The 22,605-nt window shown below is 45.2% G+C and carries 15 protein-coding genes; 5 read left to right on the top strand and 10 right to left on the bottom strand.

Annotated elements, in window-relative coordinates; translation table 11 throughout:
- Positions 1-116 precede the first annotated feature (116 nt).
- The 5 genes from G9G53_RS21860 to G9G53_RS21840 all read right to left on the bottom strand — a co-directional run bounded on the left by G9G53_RS21860 (position 117) and on the right by G9G53_RS21840 (position 8,081).
- Positions 117-1,220, bottom strand: coding sequence for a DNA alkylation repair protein (locus G9G53_RS21860; protein WP_165150200.1), 1,104 nt, complete (start codon positions 1,218-1,220; stop codon positions 117-119).
- Between the two features lie 113 nt (positions 1,221-1,333).
- Complete coding sequence (locus G9G53_RS21855) at positions 1,334-3,361, bottom strand: S9 family peptidase (protein WP_165150198.1); 2,028 nt, start codon at positions 3,359-3,361, stop codon at positions 1,334-1,336.
- A gap of 290 nt (positions 3,362-3,651) precedes the next feature.
- Positions 3,652-4,200, bottom strand: coding sequence for a GNAT family N-acetyltransferase (locus G9G53_RS21850; protein ID WP_165150196.1), 549 nt, complete (start codon positions 4,198-4,200; stop codon positions 3,652-3,654).
- 289 nt (positions 4,201-4,489) lie between these two features.
- Positions 4,490-4,993: a ferritin gene (locus G9G53_RS21845; protein WP_039275069.1), complete on the bottom strand. Its 504-nt coding sequence runs from the start codon at positions 4,991-4,993 to the stop codon at positions 4,490-4,492.
- A gap of 139 nt (positions 4,994-5,132) precedes the next feature.
- Positions 5,133-8,081, bottom strand: a complete 2,949-nt coding sequence (locus G9G53_RS21840; protein WP_185156375.1) for a glycoside hydrolase family 48 protein — start codon at positions 8,079-8,081, stop codon at positions 5,133-5,135.
- A gap of 315 nt (positions 8,082-8,396) precedes the next feature.
- On the opposite strand from G9G53_RS21840, the gene G9G53_RS21835 reads away from it, so the two are divergent.
- Positions 8,397-8,765, top strand: coding sequence for a DUF423 domain-containing protein (locus G9G53_RS21835; protein WP_165150192.1), 369 nt, complete (start codon positions 8,397-8,399; stop codon positions 8,763-8,765).
- Positions 8,766-8,858: 93 nt separating this feature from the next.
- On the opposite strand, the gene G9G53_RS21830 is transcribed toward G9G53_RS21835, so the two are convergent.
- Together G9G53_RS21830 and G9G53_RS21825 are read right to left on the bottom strand one after the other, a co-directional pair.
- Positions 8,859-9,713 carry a sugar phosphate isomerase/epimerase family protein gene (locus G9G53_RS21830; RefSeq protein ID WP_165150190.1) on the bottom strand — a complete coding sequence of 285 codons (855 nt, stop codon included), beginning with the start codon at positions 9,711-9,713 and terminating at the stop codon, positions 8,859-8,861.
- 19 nt (positions 9,714-9,732) lie between these two features.
- A complete protein-coding gene (locus G9G53_RS21825) occupies positions 9,733-10,467 on the bottom strand; it encodes a thioesterase II family protein (protein WP_165150188.1) in 735 nt (244 codons plus the stop codon).
- Positions 10,468-10,691: 224 nt separating this feature from the next.
- On the opposite strand from G9G53_RS21825, the gene G9G53_RS21820 reads away from it, so the two are divergent.
- The 3 genes from G9G53_RS21820 to G9G53_RS21810 all read left to right on the top strand — a co-directional run bounded on the left by G9G53_RS21820 (position 10,692) and on the right by G9G53_RS21810 (position 15,029).
- Positions 10,692-13,127: a GH36-type glycosyl hydrolase domain-containing protein gene (locus G9G53_RS21820; protein WP_165150186.1), complete on the top strand. Its 2,436-nt coding sequence runs from the start codon at positions 10,692-10,694 to the stop codon at positions 13,125-13,127.
- Between the two features lie 95 nt (positions 13,128-13,222).
- Positions 13,223-14,347, top strand: a complete 1,125-nt coding sequence (locus tag G9G53_RS21815) for a GGDEF domain-containing protein (protein WP_165150184.1) — start codon at positions 13,223-13,225, stop codon at positions 14,345-14,347.
- A 163-nt stretch (positions 14,348-14,510) separates the two neighbouring features.
- Positions 14,511-15,029, top strand: a complete 519-nt coding sequence (locus G9G53_RS21810) for an NAD(P)H-dependent oxidoreductase (RefSeq protein ID WP_165150182.1) — start codon at positions 14,511-14,513, stop codon at positions 15,027-15,029.
- Between the two features lie 87 nt (positions 15,030-15,116).
- Here the strand turns inward: G9G53_RS21810 and ectB are convergent, their stop codons facing one another.
- Positions 15,117-16,379, bottom strand: a complete 1,263-nt coding sequence (gene ectB / locus G9G53_RS21805) for a diaminobutyrate--2-oxoglutarate transaminase (protein ID WP_029515041.1) — start codon at positions 16,377-16,379, stop codon at positions 15,117-15,119.
- A 591-nt stretch (positions 16,380-16,970) separates the two neighbouring features.
- On the opposite strand from ectB, the gene G9G53_RS21800 reads away from it, so the two are divergent.
- A complete protein-coding gene (locus G9G53_RS21800; protein WP_039275059.1) occupies positions 16,971-17,657 on the top strand; it encodes a response regulator transcription factor in 687 nt (228 codons plus the stop codon).
- Between the two features lie 5 nt (positions 17,658-17,662).
- On the opposite strand, the gene G9G53_RS21795 is transcribed toward G9G53_RS21800, so the two are convergent.
- Together G9G53_RS21795 and G9G53_RS21790 are read right to left on the bottom strand one after the other, a co-directional pair.
- Positions 17,663-20,224 carry a response regulator gene (locus G9G53_RS21795; protein WP_165150180.1) on the bottom strand — a complete coding sequence of 854 codons (2,562 nt, stop codon included), beginning with the start codon at positions 20,222-20,224 and terminating at the stop codon, positions 17,663-17,665.
- A 144-nt stretch (positions 20,225-20,368) separates the two neighbouring features.
- Positions 20,369-22,369, bottom strand: a complete 2,001-nt coding sequence (locus G9G53_RS21790) for a methyl-accepting chemotaxis protein (RefSeq protein ID WP_165150178.1) — start codon at positions 22,367-22,369, stop codon at positions 20,369-20,371.
- Positions 22,370-22,605 lie beyond the last annotated feature (236 nt).

The raw sequence follows: 22,605 nt of genomic DNA, 5'->3' as shown, positions 1-22,605 counted from the left end.
GAGGACCCATTTTTATTTGATCAAAGTGGCCATTTTAAACCTGATTAAAAAACAGGGGGTTTCTCGACAGCCTGAGAGCCTGATCTCAGGCTCTTTTTCTTCACTGCAATCTTGATCTACAACTGGAGTTCTACCACTGTATAAGCCGCTTCCTGACCATTTACGAGCAACGCAATCCGATGCGTTCCCTCATAATGGCGACGAGTTGTCAGGTCTGCAAAACGGTGTGTCCGTGTACCTGTAAGATGGGTTCCTCCGGGGACCGTTTTGTCAGATAGCAAAAACAGTTTACGTGAGACTTGTCCCCTCGCCTTTACAAAGTCAATGCCGTACTCGATGCGGACTCGTACCGGGTCACCTTCACGAAGCTGAAGCGCGTAGCTCAACTCACAGCTATCACCAAGCTTTAGCACGGCAGGGTCTGTGGTGAAAGAGGCACCCGTGACCAACGGTGCCCCGTCTGTTTCATCCGCATAGCCGAACATTGCCATCACTTCGGGGATGGATTTGCGAATCAGGGTCCGGCAGCCATGACGCACAATCCAGTCGGTGTCAGGATGTGTCCCTTTCCACCGTTGAGCCGTAGCAATGACCACATCAGGATGATCCTTGGCAATATCGTTCAGGTTGTTGGCTACACTTTTACGTACATATAGTGATGGATCGGCTTTCAGTAATTCCAATACAGCCAATACTGGAGCAGGATCGCGCTTAAACACAGGCAACGCCTGTCCCCAGGGTAGCCGTGGACGGCAGCCTTCGCTGGCAAGACGGCGAACGTGCTCACTTTGATGTCCCGCCCAGGTCGTCATTTGCTGCATCATCCGTTCCGGTTCACGCAGGAGGAAGGGTCTTACGGCGAACTCCGCAGAGGACCTAGATGTGAATCGCTCCAGCGCCTTCATGGACAGGTCCCAATCCCCTTCTCCCTGCCCATACACCTCCACAAAATCGGGGAAAAACAAGTACGGAAAACCACTGCAATGCTCATCTATAGTAAAAAGAATACCCAGAGCTTCTTCATAATTACTGGGCAAAAATGCCCCTAATGTTAACGAAATACGCCGTATTCGTTCTTTCAGCTCCAGCTCATCCCATTTTTCATCCATCACTTGATGGATAAATCCGATGGTATCGAACGGCCTGTATGCAGACTGTACTTTTTCACCGAATTGTTGAAGAAAATTCTCCGTGTACATATTTTTTAAGGGCTCAGCCATTATATATCTCCTTTTGAATGAGGTTGAGAGAATTGTAGCAAGGCATACTAAAAATGCCAAGTCCTATGATGAGGACCTGACATTTTTACATCAACACAAGAAATCGATTTAACTTATAATTCGTGTTGGGCAAACCAATTGGTAATGCGTTGCAGTCGTTCCACGCGAAGCTGCGGGTGCCCTTTTCGTGAAAGCTCGTGACTTGAAGCTGGAAAACGGACAAATTGCGTAGGTTTCCCCAAACGACGCAATGCTGTAAACAGCTGTTCTCCCTGCTCTATAGGGCATCGCAGATCCTGCTCCCCGTGCAATATGAGCAGCGGTGTGTTAATTTGCTGCACATAAGCCAGCGGAGATTGCCTCCACAAGAGCTCGCAATCCTCCCACGGATTCCCGCCGACTTCATCTTCAGTAAACGAGTATCCTATATCACTCACTCCATACATTGACAGCCAATTAGATATGGAGCGCTGGGTTACAGCTGCGCGGAAACGATCGGTATGGCCGACAATCCAGTTTGTCATAAAGCCACCATAGCTGCCCCCTGTTACACTCAGCCTTTCCGGATTAATGAATGGAAACTGGCGTATAGCCTCATCCACTGCGCTCAGTAGATCAGTGTAATCGTGTCCGCCGTAATCTCCAAGGACGACATTGGTAAAAGACTGTCCGTACCCTCGGCTTCCTCCGGGATTCGTATAGATGACTGCATATCCCTGAGCGGCCAGCAACTGAAATTCATGAAAAAAAGAATTGGAATACATGGCATGAGGGCCACCGTGTATCTCCAAAATGGCAGGATAGGATACTCCCTCCTTAAACCCAGCAGGCTTCATTACCCATCCCTGCACCCGTCGGCCATCCTCAACCCCCGTCCAAAAGCACTCAGGCACACTGATCTCAATCTCATCAAGCAAAGAATCATTTACTCGTGTCAGCTGTTCCTCAGTTCCTGAATGAATCGCAATCCGGAACAAATCGCCTGGTAAAGTTACATCGGTGGAAGCGGCAATGATATGCTGCTCATCCGATGTAAGCTCGAATTGGTAAATTTCTCGTTCTCCTTGCGTTAAAATTTTAAAAGTTCCATCAAGCGCAAACTGATATACGTGTACATTGCCTTCAAGACTTACCAGCGTATACAGGGATTGACCGTCCGCACTGAAGCGTGGTGGTCCTATATGAAGATGTGAACGCATGTCGCTCATACCCGCATTACCAAGGTGAGCGTCAAGCGTCTCACTAACGCATACTGCCTTACCCCCACTGGAAGGAACCGTGTACAGTCGGGTCTGAGTAGCGCCTTTGGCATGTCGATCATGGCCGTAAAAGGCAATCGTTGAACCGTCGGGAGAATAAGCAGCACTCTCGATGTGCAGTTCAGAATGGGTCAGCTTAAGCGGTGCTGCGGCATCATCATTTGAAATCGCAGGAGTTATCGTAAACAAATCATTTAGTTCACGTAAATCCGTATCCTCTTTCGAATGTTCTGCTATTCTGGCGACGAATAAAATACGTTGAGCATCCGGTGACCACACAGGCTCTGCCACATCATAAGCGCCGGAAGTCAGTTGAACTGTGTGCCCCGAAGTCATATCCGTTACATACAAGTGATCACGAGTATCATCCCACAGTCCATAGCCGTCGGATTTAGCTTTCGTTCGATTAACAACTCGTCCCTTAAGTTGCGTCTCCTGAGTTCCTTCATCGGATATCGGGCTTGACGGGTTCTCGGCCGTTTTAGCTACAAACGATATGCAGGTCCCATTAGGAGACCAGGCTAATGAACGAACGTTGTTCTCTACGTATGTAAGCTGTCGTGCCTCTCCCCCGCGTTCTGGAATAATCCATACCTGGCGCTTGCCGTCTGTTGTACGGAGAAAAGCTAGTTGTGATCCGTCGGGTGACCAGACAGGCGTTTCATCTTTCGGTCCGTATGTAAAGGGTAATGCGCTAGCGCCATCGGACGATAATAGCCAAATTCCTGAGTTATAATCTGTCCGCTCTTTATTAATATACTGTTCTACGTAAGCGATCTCACCACTAATAGGATGAATAGCTGGATCGCTAACCCAGTGAAGTCGATATAAATCCTCGGCTGTTATACAGCGCTTGGTCGTGCTAAATTGCGAGTTGCCCAAAAAAATTCCTCCTTATATCATCAGATTCCACATATTCAAATTTTAATTAATCCGATTAATTTTATGTGATTATAATAATTATACAATTACGTTACTCTTTTAATTTATTTCTGTCAATTAGTCCAAAATTAAAAAGCCCCTCTCTCAGCCGCTATCGACCAGAAAGCACCGTTATTTCGGTTGCTTTCATGAGAGAGGGTAACGTTATTCATCAATCATAACTGAAAATTCATTCGCTCCAAGCCCCTTTCAGCGAACGAATCGGCTTCGTCTGTTCCGGGTGATCGGGTCTAATTTTGGTTGGCTGTCTCGGCTTCATTTTTTTCACGAATGTAAGTGGAGAATAATTCAGGATTCACCACTTTACGCAGTAAATGCATCGTCCCGTCCCCTGTTCCATGGTCAAAAGCATGGATACGTTCATATCCCCAACGCTCGTACATGGATAGCAAATAGGGATGCTTTTCTGCAGTCGCCAGTGTTACTGCAGGAGCTCCCACCTGATCACGTATAATCGTTTGCTCTACCCAATTCAACAATTTTTTCCCATATCCTTTGCCCTGGGTCGCCGGGTCTACAGCAAACCACATCACAAACGGTAGATCGGTTATAAAATTAAGGGCTCTATTTTTGAGATGGCTAACGGTAGCCTGAATGACACCGTCTACTTCCAGCACATAGCAATTATTATTTTTAATATTTTCTTGAATGAGAGCAACGTCTGCCTGAGCGGCAGGCCATCGAAGCCCCAACTGCCGAATTGTTTCATACGCCTCATACGTCACATACTGCAATCTTTCTGCGTCCTCTTGGAGTGCCAGACGATAGATTTCACTCATACTAACCCGCCTCCTTATAGTGTTTTTATAAAACGCGTGAACCACTATATAATTATTCCTATCTATTTAATCAGATATAAAAGTTAACATAACTGTAGCATGCTCACCATCCAGCGACAAATTAATTTTTTCTATAACTCCATTTAAAATAACAATATCCCCTCGAAAGAGGGGCATTCGGTAAATCAAAGTCAACGCAAAAAAGCCCGAAAGCCGGGCTCCTTTAATTTCTAGGCGAATAAAATGCTGTCCATGCCTCAGGCATTTTAAACACAACATGTTTGCAGTGTTACTCCGCAGGGGCAGTAAAGCTGCGTTTGGCAAACTCGCTGTCCAGCATATAAAAGGCGTTACTGTCTCTTTCAATGCGTTTAAGCTTCTGAATAACACTGTCGAACAGCGCTTCCTCCTCGACTTGCTCATCAATAAACCATTTCAAGAAATGGATCGTTGCATGCTCACGTGCATCGAGGGCCAAGTCAGCCAAATGATAAAATTTTTGCGTGTTTTGCTGCTCATGCTTGTAGCCATGCTCAAATACGTCCAGCATGGAATCGTAGCTATTTTTGGGCTCTGGTAATGCAGCCAATGTAGCGCGTCCTCTACGATCATTAATGTATTTATACAGTTTCATGGCATGAAACCGTTCCTCCTCAGCTTGTACTAGGAAGAAGTTTGCAAACCCATCCAGACTTTCACTGGAGCAATAAGCAGCCATCGCCAAATATACGTGAGCGGAGTAAAATTCAAAGTTCATTTGCTCATTCAGAGCCTGTGCCAAATTGTCATTCATGTCTCAGGTCACCTCGGTCATGTATGTAATGATGTAACGATCATAGTGTACCACGAATCCGATCACAAAAAAACGGACGGAAATGAATTCAGTTCAGTGCTCTCACATTCCGCCCGCGATTTCCACACTCAGTTCGCAATCAAGGCTCCAGGCCCCAAACACGTTTGTCGTTTATATACAAAGGTGCTTTGTCCCAATCCGTATAAGAGGTCTTGGTAGAATCATAGGAAAAATCATCACTTTCGTTATAGTCGCTCCAGTCCGTCTTGTTCATGCGAATTTGAATATCTCCTGTATTTTCCCCTGCTGCCAGACTTCCCGCACCAGCTCCAAAGGAGATCTCCAGATAATAATCTGCACCTGTAACGGCCTTATCCAGTTTCACAAAACGTCCCTGAACGTTACTACTACCCAACTGTGCATAGTCACAATGGAATTCCTGTGACTTGTCGCCATCTACGGTATAGTAGTATCTCAGCTTAACATTTTTCAGTTCGACAGCCTCTTTACCCTTGTTTACAACACGGAACAGTGGCCGAATCTGGTTATCTCCCGGATTAGTGTCGCCCACGCGGTATTGGACAATCACGTCTCCCGTTGCTGGAATGGGAGCTGCCGTAGGCTTAGCACTGACCTCGACAGAATCCGGGCTGGTTCCTAAAGAATTTGTTGCATTTGCTACATAATAATAAGTGGTTTCATTCAGCACTCCTGTATCCTTGTAAGTGCTGTCTGTTACCGTTGCTACTGTGGTATAAGGACCACCACTGGTTGTCGAGCGCTTGACCGTATAGCTATCGGCACCCGTCGCTTTGCTCCAAGTGAGTGTAACCTGAGCATCCCCTGCGTTTGCCTTCACATTTGCCGGAGCTTTGGGAGCTGTCGGCTCGGTTGGTCCACTACCGTTAATGAGACGGTCATACTCAGCATAAGCCGTTGCCATATCGACTTGGGACCAGAAACGGTGATACGTAAATTCTGGAGCACCTTTATCCCATTTTTTGGTCTGATTGTTCCAAGAAGTCGTGTATTTATCTTTAAGATAGGACCATTGCGGATCTTTAGTGATATTAGGCCGGATATCGCTATAGCTGGAATAGGTACCATTGCCGCCCTTGGACGGGTCAGAAAAGGTAGCGTCTGTGCCAGGGATCGTGTTGCCTTGTCCAGTCTTACCACTCCAGCCGTTCGGGATATACACTTCTTTAGTAAAATAACGATAATAATCCTCGCGAGCTTCCTTCGTTGTAATACCTATACCATCGTTATAACCCCATGCAGCATCAAGCAAAGCTTTAGACAGATCCTTAGCTTCCTTGCCTAACTCGGAATAGTCTCCTTTTTCAGCTTTCGTTCCAGCAGCAAAGAAAGTAAGTGCTTTAACATAGCTGCCCAGTACTCCGGCATCCTGCCCCGGATTCTTTGTTACCACATGGAGATTGGTATTCCCTTTATGATTGGCAAATCCGCTCCAGGTTTCAGGCTTTCCACTCCATTCCAGATTGCTCGGCAGCCAGAATTCGCCTTTAGCTGCTGTAGTAGCCATTTTCGGATTTTTGCCACCCAGAATACGCTTGCCTTGTGCATCCAAATAATATCCCTGCGCGTCAGTCACAGGCCGTTCGTTGGCAAATACATAGTTCTTGGACCATGCGATCCAGTTTTCCGTCACTTGTTTAGCCATTTTAAACTGCTCGGACGAAGTATCCCCTTTCTTGGCTAAAATGTAGTACAGCTCGGCAACTCGCTCGACAGGCCAAGCCTGCATCCCGAACCAATTGTTCGACGGTGGATCGTTATATACAGGAGCCCCTGTATAAGCCATGCCATAAAAGGTGCTCGTGCCAGATGGATAAGCCTTGTAGGCACCATCCCAGCTATTCGTCGCTCCGCCTGCAATGGCCCCCTCATCGGATTGCAGCCAAGTATAAAACTCCAGTTGGCGCTTCAGCGAGGTCGCCCAGTCCTGTCCCGCCGTTGGAGAATTCGGTATTAATCCACCATCTTGATCGGACAACGCATAAGCTGCGACGACATTTTGGTAGCCCTGATGTGCATGACTGGCGCCGATACGCCAAGCCCAGTTGCCGCTTTGGCCCAGTCCGCCTCCCCAAGCCGTATACCACGCCATCAGGTAAAGGCTGGCATCCTTGCCCGTACCAGCAATAGGGGCACCGTTGGAAGCGCTTCCGGTTTTCTGGAAGTATTTATCGTACATACCGTAACGCAAAAAGTCTCCCATCTTTTTGGCTTTATTTAAATATACGGAGTTATCATATCCCAATTCCTTAGCCCAGTACATCGCTTGAACCGCCCGTGCATCCGCATCGGTGGCATTCGTGTAGCGCCATTGCTGTGCAGGGGCATTATTTTCCTTGGTGAACAGGCTCATAAAGCCTTCATTAGACTTCCCAAACTTATGATTATCTTGTGATGGATGCGGTACAGCCTCCCAGACCGATTCCTGTTCCCCGCGCTGGAAGGTGTTTACATAGGCTGCTGTATGCGATGGATTCAGAAGATTTCCGAAACCGTACCAATTATCCACGTCCAGCAACCAGTGCATCAGATATGTCTGGTTGTTGCCATAGGTTGCCTTCAGCTCAGAGTCCAGCGGATCCTTGCCAGCACCATACTGACCACTCAGGCGGCTCGGGTACTGATCCGGCTGCGAATATTCTGCTGCATAAGTGGCGGGGCTGTTCGGGTTATAGTTACTCATTGTCGGTTGCTCTTCCTTACCGTCGCCTTCATTAACAGGAATGATATATTTCTCCATGTTGTCCCACGCGGATTCCAAATGCCCCCAATCCCCGGTATAATGACCATACAGTACTTCCAGCCACATCCAGTAGCTGTACGCTTCCGAAGTCGTTAAGTGTCCGTAATCCGGAGCCTCGCTCATGAGCGTTTCAACGGAATGATAAGGTATGCCTTCTTTTGAAAAGTATCCGCTAGCCGGATCCTTCAGCTGTTTATACAATTGTAGAAAGCGTGTCGATTCCGGTGTTGCAGCTGATGCACGGTCGGGTTCTGCCTGAAATAAGCCCAAGGTTAACGGAAGTACCAAAATAGCTGACATGACCATAGAGACAGATTTCCTGAACACGGATTTTCTGCTGATCACTTTGCATTCATCCTCTCCATTATCAATTTTGACTTTACACAAGATTTTATTCCGAAAAATGACAGCACAAAAAGACAGCACCATCACCTCACTTTCCCATAAAAAAGGTGGAGGACACGCTGTCTATTGCTCCAAATGCTTCGCATTGGCCCTGGAAAAAATATACCACACTAGGCGCCAAATGAGAGTCGGAAAATTATATATGTTTAGAGTTTCACAAGGAAAATTGACGAAATCGATTGGAATCGGTACTATTTCACAGGGAGGCGTTAAAACATGAAAATTTTGCTATTGCTTGGTTGTATCGTGATGTTTTTAGCCGTAGCGTTTGGAGCGTTCGGCGCACACGCATTGAAAAAGAGACTTTCCGCAGACATGATGAGCATATTCCAGACAGGAATTCAATATCAAATCGCTCATGGACTGGGTTTGCTACTGCTTGGAGTTCTTGCTGACAGACTTGTTCATTCTTCTCTCATCGTAACCGCAGGCTGGGTTATGCTGGTGGGTATTCTCCTGTTTTCCGGCAGTCTGTATGCCCTTAGTGTATCCGGTGTGAAAAAGCTTGGAGCAATCACCCCCATTGGCGGGTTGGCTTTTTTGGCAAGCTGGGTCATTGTGATCGTGGCGGTTGTGCAGGGTTAAACAAGGGTAAAGAAACAGAGACTTGGAAAAGGAGGCGCTTCCAAGTCTCTCGAATTATTAACGTAGCATTCCTGAGTATTATGAAAGAATACATTATTTCGTCTGCACTTGTTGCGCTTTCTGAGCGGCTATCCGATGACCTTCGATATAACGTTTGGATTCAGCCATCTCATGCTCCTGAGCAGCTTCCATAATAATATGAACCTCCGGCTTGTACTGCTCCAGCAGTTCCATGTAGAGGCCATAGTTCATGTCTCCAAAACCCGGCGGCACCGTCTCAATTTCACCTGACGATGACAAACGCCGGTCTTTGGCATGCGCAGCGATAATCCGGGGGCCCAGCAGTTGGAAAGCTTCCCGAATGATCTCATCCTGCTGCGCCATATTTTCCGTTTTCAGCAGATTACCAGGATCAATCACAACACCGATGTGTGAAGAGGGCACTTCCTCCAGAAAGGTAGCCAACTCTACGGCAGTTCCTACCAAGTGATCGTTTGCAGCTTCCAATCCTACGAATACGCCCCACTTCTCCGCTTCATCTGCTAATTCACGCACTACTTCCCTTACAACTCTCCAGTCACGTTCCGTATAGGCGGTACCATCCTCATTACGTCCCACTTCGGCTGCAACCATGGGTGCTCCTAACAGACCCGCATATCGGATCAGCTCTTTAAAGCGCTCTACATTTTCACGCAGCAATTCCTCATCCTGTACAAAAAAATGCAAATAGCACCCGAGCACCGATATGGAAACACCATGCTTACGAAATTCTTCTGCGATAGACAGTGCCAATCCCGGATTGAACTTACCCGGTTTATTAAAATCCACATCACTGATCGCTCTCCACGGAGCCAGCTGAACATGAGTAAAGCCCGCTGCGCCTACCTTTGCAGCCAATTCCCGATAAGGCAACTTGCCAAACAAATGTGCCAATACACCTACTGTCACTAAAATTCACCTCTTATTTTTATTTTTGTATGCTACTTGTTACCGTACTCTGCTCCAAGGTCTCATTGATGATGTGCGTAATCCGCTCCACTTCATCATGAATAAAAAAGTGTCCTCCCTCAAAGGTAAACATACGAAATTGCTGATCCGTATGCTGTGCCCATGCCTCCGCATCTTGTAAGGTCACCGTGTTATCGGTCATTCCTGTCAAAGCGGTGATAGGACAATGTAAAAGTGCGGCTTTAGCCGTGTACTTATACAACTCAACAGCTTTGAAATCCGCTCTTAACACGGGCATAAAATAGTCGTATAATTCCTGATTGTCAAAAATCGCTTCCGAAAGCTGACCGTACCGCTGCAAATGCGTCCTGAACTGATCTGCGGGCAGATCGTGTAACCACGGGGAATTTCTTGGGACATGCGGTGCCCGTCCACCCGAAACGAACAGATGAGCAGGCTTGCCATATCCACCGGCCACCAGCTTGTAGTACAGCTCGAATGAGATCATCGTCCCCATACTGTGGCCGTATATGGCATAAGGATTGCCGGGGGCTATCTCTTCGCTGATCTTGTGCAACAGATCCTCGCTCATCTCCTCAATGCTTTCCTTTAGCGGTTCCCCAGAACGAATACCCCTGCCCGCTAATTCCAGTGGAACAAGCTTAATCTGCGGAAGTAGCGACTTTTTCCATTTGAAGCTGACCGACGCCGATCCGCCTGCATATGGGATGAAAAATAATGTGATAGGTGTCATTCTTGCAACCTCCTGCCTTGCTAAGTTCTAACTTTTTCATTTTAGCATAAAAAGGTATATTTACCCATTTCAAATATTTTGCAAATCCCAGAAGAAAGGTTGAGAAAGTCAAGCGCATTTTACATAAAGAGGGGAATATCTTCCTAAAGGAAGAACGGCTTCATGTTTGAATATAATCATGTATTGGGCCTTTTATTTTTTCAAATCGAGAGGAGTTCTGCGCCGTGAAGTATGGTTTCTTCGATGATGTCAATCAAGAATATGTCATCCACACCCCTCAAACCCCTTATCCTTGGATTAATTATTTAGGTAATGAACGATTTTTTGGACTGATTTCCAATACAAGTGGCGGCTATGCATTTTACCGGGATGCTCGCTTACGTCGCTTAACACGTTACCGTTACAATAATATTCCTGTCGATAACGGTGGTCGTTATTTTTATATTTATGATGATGGGGATTATTGGACTCCAAGCTGGATGCCGGTTAAACGGGAGCTGGAGCAGTATGAATGCCGCCATGGACTTGGTTATACCTCAATTATGGGAGAACGCAACGGTATTCGAGCCACGCAGCTGGCTTTTGTACCCCTATCCTTTGACGGCGAAGTCCATCAGGTTAAGCTTCAGAACACATCGTTACAAACCAAAAAGATCAAACTCTTTTCGTTCGTGGAATTTTGTCTGTGGAACGCCTATGACGATATGACCAACTACCAGCGCAACTTGAACACGGGCGAGGTTGAGATACAGGACTCTGTCATTTATCACAAAACGGAATACCGTGAACGCCGCAATCACTATGCTTTTTTCTCTGCTAATCGTCCGCTAGCGGCTTATGATACAGATCGTGAAGCTTTTCTGGGACTCTACAATGGATTAGATCAGCCTCAAACGGTCGCTGCTGGGCAAGCCTCGAACTCTATTGCCAGCGGATGGTCCCCTGTCGGATCACATTGCATTGAGATCACGCTGGAGCCAGGCAAAGAAACAAGCTGTAACTTTATACTCGGTTATGTGGAAAATCCCGAGGAAGAGAAATGGGAGTCCCACGGTGTTATTAATAAAAAACAGGCACATGCCATGATTGCGCAGTTTGCGGATGAAGCCGATGTAAAACAAGCTTTGAGTGAACTCCGAGCCTATTGGAACAATCTGCTGTCCAAGTACACCCTTCAAAGCCACGACGACAAGCTGAACCGAATGGTAAACATATGGAACCCGTATCAATGCATGGTTACATTCAATATGTCACGTTCAGCTTCGTATTTTGAATCTGGTATCGGACGTGGTATGGGCTTCCGGGATTCAAATCAAGATTTGCTCGGCTTCGTCCACCAAATACCGGAGCGGGCACGGGAACGGATTATCGACATTGCCTCTACTCAATTTGAAAACGGCGGAGCTTATCATCAGTACCAACCGTTAACCAAAAAAGGAAACCACGAGGTTGGAGGTGGCTTTAACGACGATCCGTTGTGGCTTATTGTCGGTACCGCAGCGTATATCAAAGAAACGGGAGACTTTGGCATACTGGACGAACAAGTGCCCTTTGACGGAAATGTAGAGCGTGCGGCTACGCTGTTTGAACATTTGAAGCGTTCTTTTTACCATGTAATAAATAATCTTGGTCCACATGGTCTTCCACTCATTGGCCGAGCTGACTGGAACGATTGTCTGAATCTCAATTGTTTTTCCGCTACACCCGATGAGTCCTATCAGACAACACAGAATTTGGAGGGCCGAGTAGCTGAATCCGTGTTTATCGCCGGACTATTCGTATATACGGGACCGGATTTTATTGAGCTCTGCAAGCGCAGAGGTTTGGATGAAGAAGCATCCACAGCTCAAGCCCATGTGGATCGTATGCGAGCAGCTACATTGGAGCATGGTTTTGACGGGGAATGGTTCTTACGTGCGTATGACCATTATGGAGACAAAATCGGAAGCAAGGATTGTGAGGAAGGTCAAATTTTCATTGAACCTCAAGGTTTCTGTGTCATGGCAGGAATTGGTGTTGAAGAAGGCTTGGCACATAAAGCTCTCGATTCTACACGTGATCGACTGGAAACTCCCTACGGCATCGTGCTGCAACATCCATCTTATTCCCGTTACCACATCAATCTGGGCGAAATCTCATCTTACCCTCCCGGGTATAAGGAAAATGCCGGTATTTTCTGCCACAATAACCCGTGGATTATGATGGCGGAAGCCGTAATAGGACGTGGAGATCGCGCTTTTGAGCTATATAGCAAAATTGCACCTGCCTATCTGGAGGACATCAGCGACATTCACCGCACCGAGCCGTATGTGTATGCTCAAATGATTGCGGGCAAGGATGCTGTTCGTGAAGGCGAAGCCAAAAATTCCTGGCTGACGGGTACAGCGGCGTGGAATTTTATAGCTATTACTCAATCCATCCTCGGTATCCAGCCGGAATGGGACGGTCTGCGTATTGACCCGTGCATTCCTATAGCCTGGGACGAATTCACAGTCACCCGCGTCTTCCGTGGCGATACCTACGTGATCCATATCACGAATCCACAGCATGTCTCCAAGGGTGTAGCTACGGTTACTGTAGACGGTACCCTCCTTACGAATAATATTCTGCCGGTTGCAGCGGACGGGGCTATCCACCAAGTAAAAGTGTTACTAGGTTAACAAGTTCATGGCCTTCAAAAAAATTAGCTTCAACTTCATCACATAGTATCTTATAATACGAGAATGGCTAAAGATACATTAAGTGTGGTGACATCATGAACAAGACAAAACGGCTTACTCAAACCATGGATTACAAAACAAAGCAAGCCCACTGGGTACGCAAAATGTTATTACTGTATTGGATGATTATAGCTGTACATTTTATCGTCCAGCTGGGCAGCTACTTATTTCTTGATTACGCCGCTTCGCCTTATGAATTTTACGTCGGAACCCTGATTGTTCCTACGCTAATCATGAGTGGTTCCAACTTACTGGCAGAGTTGGCTCATTTTAAATTTAACAGGTATTCTTTTGCGATCCTGTTTATGGCAAGCACCGTCATTTGCTGGATGATTATTCGTCTAAATTATGATATCCGGATTATTCCTGCGCTATGTTTGTTGCCTATTTTCTCTTCTATTCTGTTCTTCAATCGTCGCTTAATATGGCTTTCCTTTGTATTGCAAGTGGTCGTCTTTTTTCTGTTGCTGGCAGCAGATGGATCATTCCGCAGCTATTTGTCAGACTTTGATATTGTGGCGATTCCAACCTTTTTGATTATGTCCACCTTTCTTGCTCTCATTATTCAGGCCAGCGGCCGCGATTTGTTAGTGGATTTGTATAAAACAAAGCGTGCCCAACAGGAATTAATGATCAGTAATGCGATTATCAGCAAAATGTCAATGACTGATGGTTTGACAAAGCTGTACAATCATTTGTCCTTTCAAAACTTTTATGAAAAAGCACTCGAATATGCCGAACAAGGAGCGATCATCCATCTGGCGTTAGTGGATATTGATAATTTCAAGAAGATCAATGACACTTACGGACACCAGTTCGGAGATAAAATTTTGGAAGGCATCTCGCAAATCATTACAGAGCAAATTACAGCGAATGACATTCCGGCCCGCTATGGCGGTGAAGAATTTGCTATTTTGATGTTTGAGCATACTTCTGAGGAAGCCTATCAGATCGTTGAGAATATCCGGCGTGAAGTAGAGAATATGACCTTTCAGGAGAAAATGCAAATCGTTTCCGTAACCGTTAGCATTGGATTAAAAGGCTATACCGAGGATATGAACAAAGACAAAGATGTATTTTTCCAGGAGACAGACAACTATTTGTATCAAGCCAAGCGCTCCGGGAAAAACAAAATTGTTGCTCTTAATCATACCGCTTAATGTAAAAACGCTTCATTTGATGAGACTCCGGCTTGCCGGAGTTTTCTTGTATATAGAGCTCAAAATTTAATAGAGTTGACAACTCCATAAGTTGAAACTAAAATAGTTACATATGTATTGGTTATTTACTTACTAAAAATAAGTCTAAGGAGATGATTTTTGTATGCCAACCCTCGTTATTGTCGTTCACCCTGATCTTGCGGAATCTCGAATTAACAAAAGATGGGTGCAAGAACTCAAGAAACAATCCGGCGTGACCGTTCACAACCTGTATGAAGTATATCCGGATGAGCAAATCAATGTCGCCCAGGAGCAGGAACTGCTAGAGCAGCATGACCGTATCGTTCTGCAATTTCCTTTTTACTGGTACAGCACTCCTTCCCTACTGAAAAAATGGCTGGATAAGGTTCTAACCTACGGCTGGGCTTATGGGAGCGAAGGTGGCAAGCTACAGGGCAAAGAGTTGTTGATTGCCTTGTCTGCTGCCAGTGTTGAGGAAAACTATCAACATAACGGACGGAATAGGTATACGATCGAAGAGCTACTGAGACCTCTGGAAGCTACAGGCCATATGATTGGTGTCAAATTGCTCCCTTATTTCGTACAATATGGTGCTGCAGTATTGACCGATGAGCAACTAGACCAATCCGCACAAAAATACGCGCAAACAGTTATTTCTTAATTTTTTACTAGAAAGCCCCTTGGACGGCGCCTGTCATACCTGCTTTACAGCAGACGGCAGCTCCAACCAAGGGGCTTTACTGATTGATTACATCGTAACCAAGGTACTGGTTACCTGTGCCATGCTTTCTTTAATAATGTCGCAGCCCTTACGCAAGTTTTCCAAGCTTATCGTTAACGCTGGCATAATTTTAATTACTGTATCGTTACGCCCAGCACGCTCAACAATGAGTCCCCTACTAAAGCAGAGAGTCGTTACCTCCTTGGCGAACGCTTCTCCCAGATGAGATACATCAATCCCCCAGATCAATCCCATGCCGCGAATTTCAATAAGAGGATCTATGGATTGGATTTGTTCACGCAAGAACTGCTGAACAAAAGCCTCTTTTTCCTTCACTTGTGCTTCCAGCCCTACCGTATCTCTGAACTCAAGCGCCGCCTTTGCCCCGACGAAAGCAAGCTGATTTCCACGGAAGGTGCCGTTATGCTCACCTGGACTCCATATATCCAATTCTGGCTTGAGCAGCAATAGAGACATGGGCAAACCGTATCCACTGATCGACTTGGACAAAACAACCATATCAGGAACGATTCCCGCCCGCTCGAATGAGAAGAACGAACCAACTCGACCGCAACCGACTTGAATATCGTCCACAATAAGCAAAATATCATGATCATCGCACAACTGTCGCAAATCACGCAGCCATTCGGTATCTGCAATATGAATGCCGCCTTCAGCCTGTACCGTTTCCAAAATGATCGCGGCAGGCTTTTCCACACCTGAATGGGTGTCTGTTAAAAGCTGCTCCATATACAAAATGGTATCCATTCCGTTAAATGTGCTGTTATAAGGTATAAAGGTAACATTGTTCAGGGGAACCCCTGCGCTCTCTCGCATGGAGGTGTTGCTGGTAATCGATAAACTACCCAGCGACATTCCGTGGAACGCACCCATAAAGGCAAAAATACCATTTCTGTTTTTCACCTTGCGTGCAAGTTTCAGTGCTGCTTCCACCGCATTGGTTCCGGTCGGTCCGCAAAATTGCAGCTTATAATTCAAGCCCTTGGGCTGGAGAATACGCTCTGAAAAAGACTCCATAAACTCTTGCTTGGCCGTCGTGTACATATCCAGACCATGCATAATCCGATCGGATGTTAAATAATCCAATAACCGGTTTTTCATAAAATCATTATTATGCCCATAGTTCAAAGCCCCTGCCCCGGCAAAAAAGTCAATGTAACCCTTGCCTGTCTCCGTGTACAGTACATCGTTTTTAGCTTTGTTGAATACAACTGGAAAACTTCTGCAATAGGATCTTACATTGGACTCCAGCGCTTCGAATGTGTTCATGATCTCTCGTCCTCCCGCTGACCTGATTTTAAAAACATACAAGCATGGAAAGCAAAAAAAGTGTAAATATGTAATCTAAATGAGAAGACAGTCTGAATTCACAATGGGATATCCACACCAAAGAATCATGAGTACGATTACAAGAACAATTAAAGTACTAAAATTAAATACAGAGATAGCACATGAGAGTAGATTAGTAGAAGATTAAATAGTGGGTTTTTCTAAGAGGCCTATCAGAGGATGTCAACTCCTATGTAATAAAATACCATAATTTTCATTTAAGTCAATGCATGTTTCTGAGGTGTTTTGTTAAATTTTTGTAATTTATCATCAGCTGCTTGTAGTATATTGTTAAAACAAAACGAAAAATGTCGTATTATAGTGATAAATCTCAAAAATAGTACATTTCCATATCAAATAGATATACATCTGGACTAATTGTCCACAGGATTGTCACAACAAACCTGATCTTTTGACAGACTGTCCAAAGGAGTTTACTCTATCAACAGAACCTGTCAAAACTTGTTGTAAACATTGCAGTTATCCTAACTATTTGGCTCGAATTTGATAGAAAGATAAGGAAATATGATCATGTCTAATGTTTTGATTATTGAAGATGACAATATGCTGGGAGATACCCTTTCCTTGTATTTAACAGGAGAAGACTACAACGTTACTCGAGTGGAACAAGCGTCTGAGGGTATTGCAAGGCTTAAGGTCGTACAGCCCGATATTATTTTGCTGGATCTGCTGCTTCCAGATTTGGATGGCGTGAATCCCTGCCCACTGATACGCAAGCATACGGACGTCCCCATCATCGTGATTTCTACAGAAAACAACATATCAGAGCGCATTCGTACACTTACGTTGGGAGCAGATGATTATATTTGCAAGCCTTTTAGTATGCAAGAGCTAAAAGCACGGATGGAGGCTCTTTTTCGTCGTATTGAAATCACGCGCTTACAAGGAAGAGGCAGAGCACCTGAACCTGAAACGGGCATTACTTTGGATCTAGCGAGAAGAATGATTACCGTTAACGGACAGAATGTGGAGACAACATATTCAGAATTTGAGCTTATGAAGCTTTTTTATTTGAACCGGGGAATTGTATTCAGCAGGTATGCTTTAATTCAGGCTCTCCGTGGCACAGACTCCTTTATTAACGAGAGGGCCGTGGACGTACATATTAACCATTTACGCAGAAAAATCGAAAAAGACCCTAAGAAACCGCAATTGATTAAGACCATCTGGGGAATCGGCTACAAATTTATGCAATAACACGGTCAGCTCCAAGGAAGTGATGACTTGATTTGGTTAATATCCTTCTGAACCGTGCTCAGATGCTCTTTCCAGTCTGGATACAGTTCTCCTGTTGAGGTTTCATTGCTGCGCTTCAATGCCTTTTCCAGCTCTATAACCTTTGCCAGCAACTCAGGCGCGCACAGGTTCCCCGTTCCTCCCTTAAGCGAGTGGATTAATCGAAGAGCAGAAGATAACTGTCCATTGTCCATTTTTCTCACAACTCTTTTATCGAGATACTGGTATTCCTGTATCCATTTGTAAAGGGCAAATTGAAAAATATACACCTTGCCATCCATACCTGCTATCGACTGCTCAGCGTGAATACCATGTAAATCTTGCAGCCACGCTAAATTAATCCAGCTAGTTAACACTCTAGCAGCGGTCAGTTCATGGACAGGCTTGAGCAACACGGCATTAATACCGGCACGAAGACAAACTTCCTGTTCATGCTGCACAGCATCAGCGGTAAAAGCGATAATGGGAAGCCTGTTAAAAGCTTTGTTTCTCCGAATATGTCTCGCCGTCTCAAAACCATCCATCTCTGGCATATGCAAATCAAGCAGCACCATATCCCAGTAACGCAGTTCAAGTAACGCTATTAGTTCCCTTCCGTTCGTGACCATCGTTACCTCAAAGTTACGCTCTGCTAAAAACTCGGTAATCACCACCTGGTTAATTTCGTTATCCTCTGCTATGAGAATTTGATACTTTTGTGTTGTATCCCCTATCTCATTGCGGGAACTCATCGTCGCATGAGTCTCCAGAGTATTACCATCTGCAGGCACTGAATCTTCCTTCTTCCAGCAGAGAACCTCCAGCAGAGCGTTCCGGGTAACGGGCTTGGACAAAAAGGCATCCACACTATGATCCATGTCCCCTGCAGCTATTTTTTCCATCTGAAACACGGTTGTAAGTCCAATGATCTGAGTTATCTGCTTATCCAGCATTTGAAGCCACTGCCTCCGGGAGTCCAGTTCTCTCAAACCTTCCATCCCCATATCAATGATAACATAATCAAAATGCTCACCCTTTTGAAAAGCATCCACACTTTCTTGGAAGGATGAAATAGTGAAAGGTTTTAATCCCAAGTCTTGCAGTAGTTCGTTCAAGCTGTATCTCACCAGTTCATGCTGCGCAACAATTAAGGCTTTGCCTTTGATTTGTTTTTCTATTCGTGTACTTCCTGCATTCAATTCCCCAGTTTCCAGCTCGACATTAAAGTGAAATTGACTGTACTCTCCTAATCGGCTTTTCACCTCTACTTTCCCCCCCATAGCTTCAGCCAAATGCTTGCTAATGGCCAAACCCAGCCCAGAGCCCCCATATCTGCGGCTGGTTGATGTACTCGCCTGGATAAAAGGGACGAATAGCTTGTCCATACACGTCTCGGAAATTCCTATGCCCGTATCTTCTACCATAAAAGAAACGCCTACTCGCCCTTCCTGCTGACTTAGCATTTTTACCTGTAACAATACATGTCCCTGATCCGTAAACTTGATGGCGTTGGTCAGAAGATTTGAAAGCACCTGCTCCATTCGAAGCGGGTCTCCCTTAAAGCTTTTCGGTAACGCCGGGTCCGTTATAAATACGACCTCTATTTCCTTATCTTCTAGCAAAGTTCCAACGGTATCTGCGAGATGCCGAAGCATTTTTTCCGGCTCGAATTCTACCTTTTCCAGTTCCAGACTGCCGGCTTCCATTTTGGAAAAGTCCAATACGTTACTGAGCATGGATGAAAGGGTACGAGAGGAAGTGAGAAGCTTGTGGAGGTAATCTCTTTGAACGGCAGTCAGTTCAGTCTTATTTAACAGCTTTGACAGACCGATGATTCCATTCAGCGGGGTGCGGATTTCGTGACTCATATGAGCCAAAAAAATGCTTTTCGCACGGTTAGCCTCGTCCACTTCCTTTCTCTTCTGCTCTGAGGCTTTACACTCCGTAATATCCAATGCGTGACCGATAACAGAGCTAGTAACCCCGTCCTCCATAACCGGATGTAAGGTAATGAGAGCCGAATATTCCCAAAACTCCAATTCAAATACGGTCCGATCACCGAACCAGGCCTGTTTGTAGTATTGGCAAAGCTGCTCCATCGTTTCAGAGGAAAGCTCCAAAATGTCCCCAAGACGCTTCACATGCTCCCTTTTATTGTAGTTGACTTGCATATTCAGACCCACGCGCTCCAGCAATTCACCTTCAAGCAGCCTATAATAAAATTCATTACCGCTTTTCTCCAGCTTGAAGGTAAAGCCAGGTTGAACACCTAGTAAATTCAGCAGATCACGGTCTTTGTTTAACAAACGTTGTCCATATGTATACTTAGCGGTGGTTAAAGTGTGCACAAACAGAGTCATGAACATTAGACCCATCCCTAACTCTAGCACGCAGGTCAACGGTGTTTTATCGCTTATGCCAAAACATAAGAACAAAATTCCCGCTCCTCCATAAAATACACCTGTGATCGCCTGACGAACAAGTTGACGCTGAAAAACCAAAACTAACAATAAAATCACGATAGCACATAGCACTAAATCTCGAACCAAGTGTTCACCACTCCTATAATCTTCCATTTTTAGAATATATCAAAAATACAAAAAAAACTCAGGACAGATTCCTTATGCCATAAGGCTTAAAGAACTGTCCCGAGCATTCATTGTACTATAGATTCCATAAGGTTCAAGCTCGTTTTAATATTTGAAACGACTGATCATCATCTTCAAATCAGCAGCCATCGTCGAAAGCAACTGTGCTGAAGCTGATATTTCCTCCATGGAAGCCAGTTGCTCTTGTGAGGAGGCAGCAACTTCCTCAGATGTGGCGGCATTACCGGTTGCAATCGTCACCAGCTCGTTGGCTGTCGCTGCGATTTCTTGTACACTGGCTGATATTTGCTCTGCAATCGCAGCGACCTCCTCTACCTGAGGTGTTGTCTCTCGAATGCCTTCCATCGCATAACCCAGCTTGACAATGGTTGCTTTGGAAATCTGTAGTCCATCCTGCACCTCAGTCGTGACCCTGTCCATCGTCTTCACTGTTGTTTCGGTTTCATGCTGAATTTCGGCAATCAAGGTGGCAATCTGTGTGGCGGATGTCTGAGACTGCTCTGCTAGCTTACGCACCTCATCAGCAACGACGGCAAAGCCTTTTCCATGATCGCCCGCTCTGGCTGCCTCAATAGCTGCATTCAATGCCAGCAGGTTTGTCTGATTGGAGATATCGCCGATAACCTTCGTAATTTCACCGATTTCATGAGAGCGGGCTTGCAAGGTTTGAATCATCTGGTTGGAACGCTCTACTGATTGATGAATGGAGTTCATTTGCTCGCCTGTCTGCTCAACAGACTTTCGTCCTTCCTCGGCTTGCAAGGCAGATCGTTTGGCCAAATCAGCTACCGAAATCGATCGTTCAGCAATTTGGGTGATCCCTTGTGCAATTTCATCCAGGGCCACCGAATTACTTTCCAGCCCTGTAGTCTGCTTCTCTGCACCACTGGCAATTTCTTGTACAGCCTGAGACACCTGCTCACTTGCAGCACTGGTTTGTTCCGCGCTTATTGTCAGTTCATTGGAAGAAATTGCGACATGATCTGCACTGTTCCCTACGTTCTGAATGACAGATCGCAAGTTATTCTGCATATTTTGAAAAGCCACTCCTAATTCTCCGATCTCGTCCTCGCTCTTTACTTGAATGTCCTGTGTGAGATCTCCGGCGCTCACATTTACCGCTTGTTCTTTTAACTTTAAAATCGGTTTGATGATGGAACGGATCAGGAAATAAACAATGATAATACCAATCACAAGACAACCGACAATGGTTAGTAAAGTGCTGATCAAAATCGGTCCTGCTGCTTCATCGACTTCAGACAAATACAGCGTTCCGCCTATCTTCCAGCCAGTCAGCTTGTTAGTCGCATAGTTCATATATTTGAGCTGGCCCTCATACTCATACTCGTATTCACCAGTATCACTCTGAAACATGCGTGATTCAATATCTGTAATCTTGGCGCCTACTTCCTTCGTCGGATGAACAATGTAAGTATGGTTGCTATCCAGCAAAATGGTATAACCCTCACGGCCTACTTTAATTTTATTCAATGTATCTTTAATACCACTGATTTTCAGGTCAATGCCAATAACACCTGATCCATCTGGGGTAGCTCTGGACACCGTAACCGTCATCTGCTTTGAGTCTGCCGAAAGATAAGGTGAACTAATCACTGTCTTTATATTTCCCTTTATTGCTTCTTCATACCATGATCTAATACGTGGATCATAATTATCTGGTAATTGCTTTGGTGGATAGGTTGTAACTTTGCCGTCCTTCGTACCATAATAAATGGATTCTGTTTCAGGATGGAGTGCAATATATTGCTTAAAGAATTCTTCCAAATTCGCCGCTTGTTCCTCCGTCTCTACCCGATTGCCTTTTAGTCTTTCTGCAAAATAGTCTGCGTCATGTACCTTGGGTTCAATAGTACTATCAATAATAAAATTAGTGCGGACAATGGCCTGCTCGGCACTTTCTTCAATCTGGTTTCGAATCTGCTGACTCGCGCTTATAAACGACAAAGCCCCCACGATCATGGACGGTAAAATCAAAAATGCAATAAAGGCGACCATTAGCTTCGTTTTAAAATTTTTGCTGAGCTTCCTTGCGACTAGCCACTTTTTCCCCGATAACTTCTTCATTAATAAACATCTCCATTTCATTACCTGTATTTCCCAACCTATAGCGAACCTCTTCGTCTTGCCGATGACGACAATCACCCGACAGACTCTCTTTCACATTTTTCACATCTGCTGCTAAAACGCTTGGACATAAAAGATATAAACACGCTAGTTAAATAGGTATATGTACTTATTTTCGAAAACAGCAAGGCTGGTCGGAACCGGTTCTTTGATATAATATACCTAAAAAATATTAA

This window comes from Paenibacillus sp. EKM206P, from assembly GCF_011066155.1.
In the GTDB taxonomy this organism is placed as follows: domain Bacteria; phylum Bacillota; class Bacilli; order Paenibacillales; family Paenibacillaceae; genus Paenibacillus; species Paenibacillus polymyxa_D.
The sequence above is the reverse complement of the archived record's forward strand: the minus strand, read 5'-3'. Positions and strand labels throughout refer to the sequence as shown.

Excerpts from the sequence above, each read along its gene's own strand:
- G9G53_RS21860 (WP_165150200.1), bottom strand. The coding sequence starts at position 1,220 with ATGGCTGAGCCCTTAAAAAATATGTACACGGAGAATTTTCTTCAACAA.
- G9G53_RS21850 (WP_165150196.1), bottom strand. The coding sequence starts at position 4,200 with ATGAGTGAAATCTATCGTCTGGCACTCCAAGAGGACGCAGAAAGATTG.
- G9G53_RS21845 (WP_039275069.1), bottom strand. The coding sequence starts at position 4,993 with ATGAATGACAATTTGGCACAGGCTCTGAATGAGCAAATGAACTTTGAA.
- G9G53_RS21840 (WP_185156375.1), bottom strand. The coding sequence starts at position 8,081 with ATGGTCATGTCAGCTATTTTGGTACTTCCGTTAACCTTGGGCTTATTT.
- G9G53_RS21835 (WP_165150192.1), top strand. The coding sequence starts at position 8,397 with ATGAAAATTTTGCTATTGCTTGGTTGTATCGTGATGTTTTTAGCCGTA.
- G9G53_RS21825 (WP_165150188.1), bottom strand. The coding sequence starts at position 10,467 with ATGACACCTATCACATTATTTTTCATCCCATATGCAGGCGGATCGGCG.
- G9G53_RS21815 (WP_165150184.1), top strand. The coding sequence starts at position 13,223 with ATGAACAAGACAAAACGGCTTACTCAAACCATGGATTACAAAACAAAG.
- G9G53_RS21810 (WP_165150182.1), top strand. The coding sequence starts at position 14,511 with ATGCCAACCCTCGTTATTGTCGTTCACCCTGATCTTGCGGAATCTCGA.
- ectB (WP_029515041.1), bottom strand. The coding sequence starts at position 16,379 with ATGAACACATTCGAAGCGCTGGAGTCCAATGTAAGATCCTATTGCAGA.
- G9G53_RS21800 (WP_039275059.1), top strand. The coding sequence starts at position 16,971 with ATGTCTAATGTTTTGATTATTGAAGATGACAATATGCTGGGAGATACC.
- G9G53_RS21790 (WP_165150178.1), bottom strand. The coding sequence starts at position 22,369 with ATGAAGAAGTTATCGGGGAAAAAGTGGCTAGTCGCAAGGAAGCTCAGC.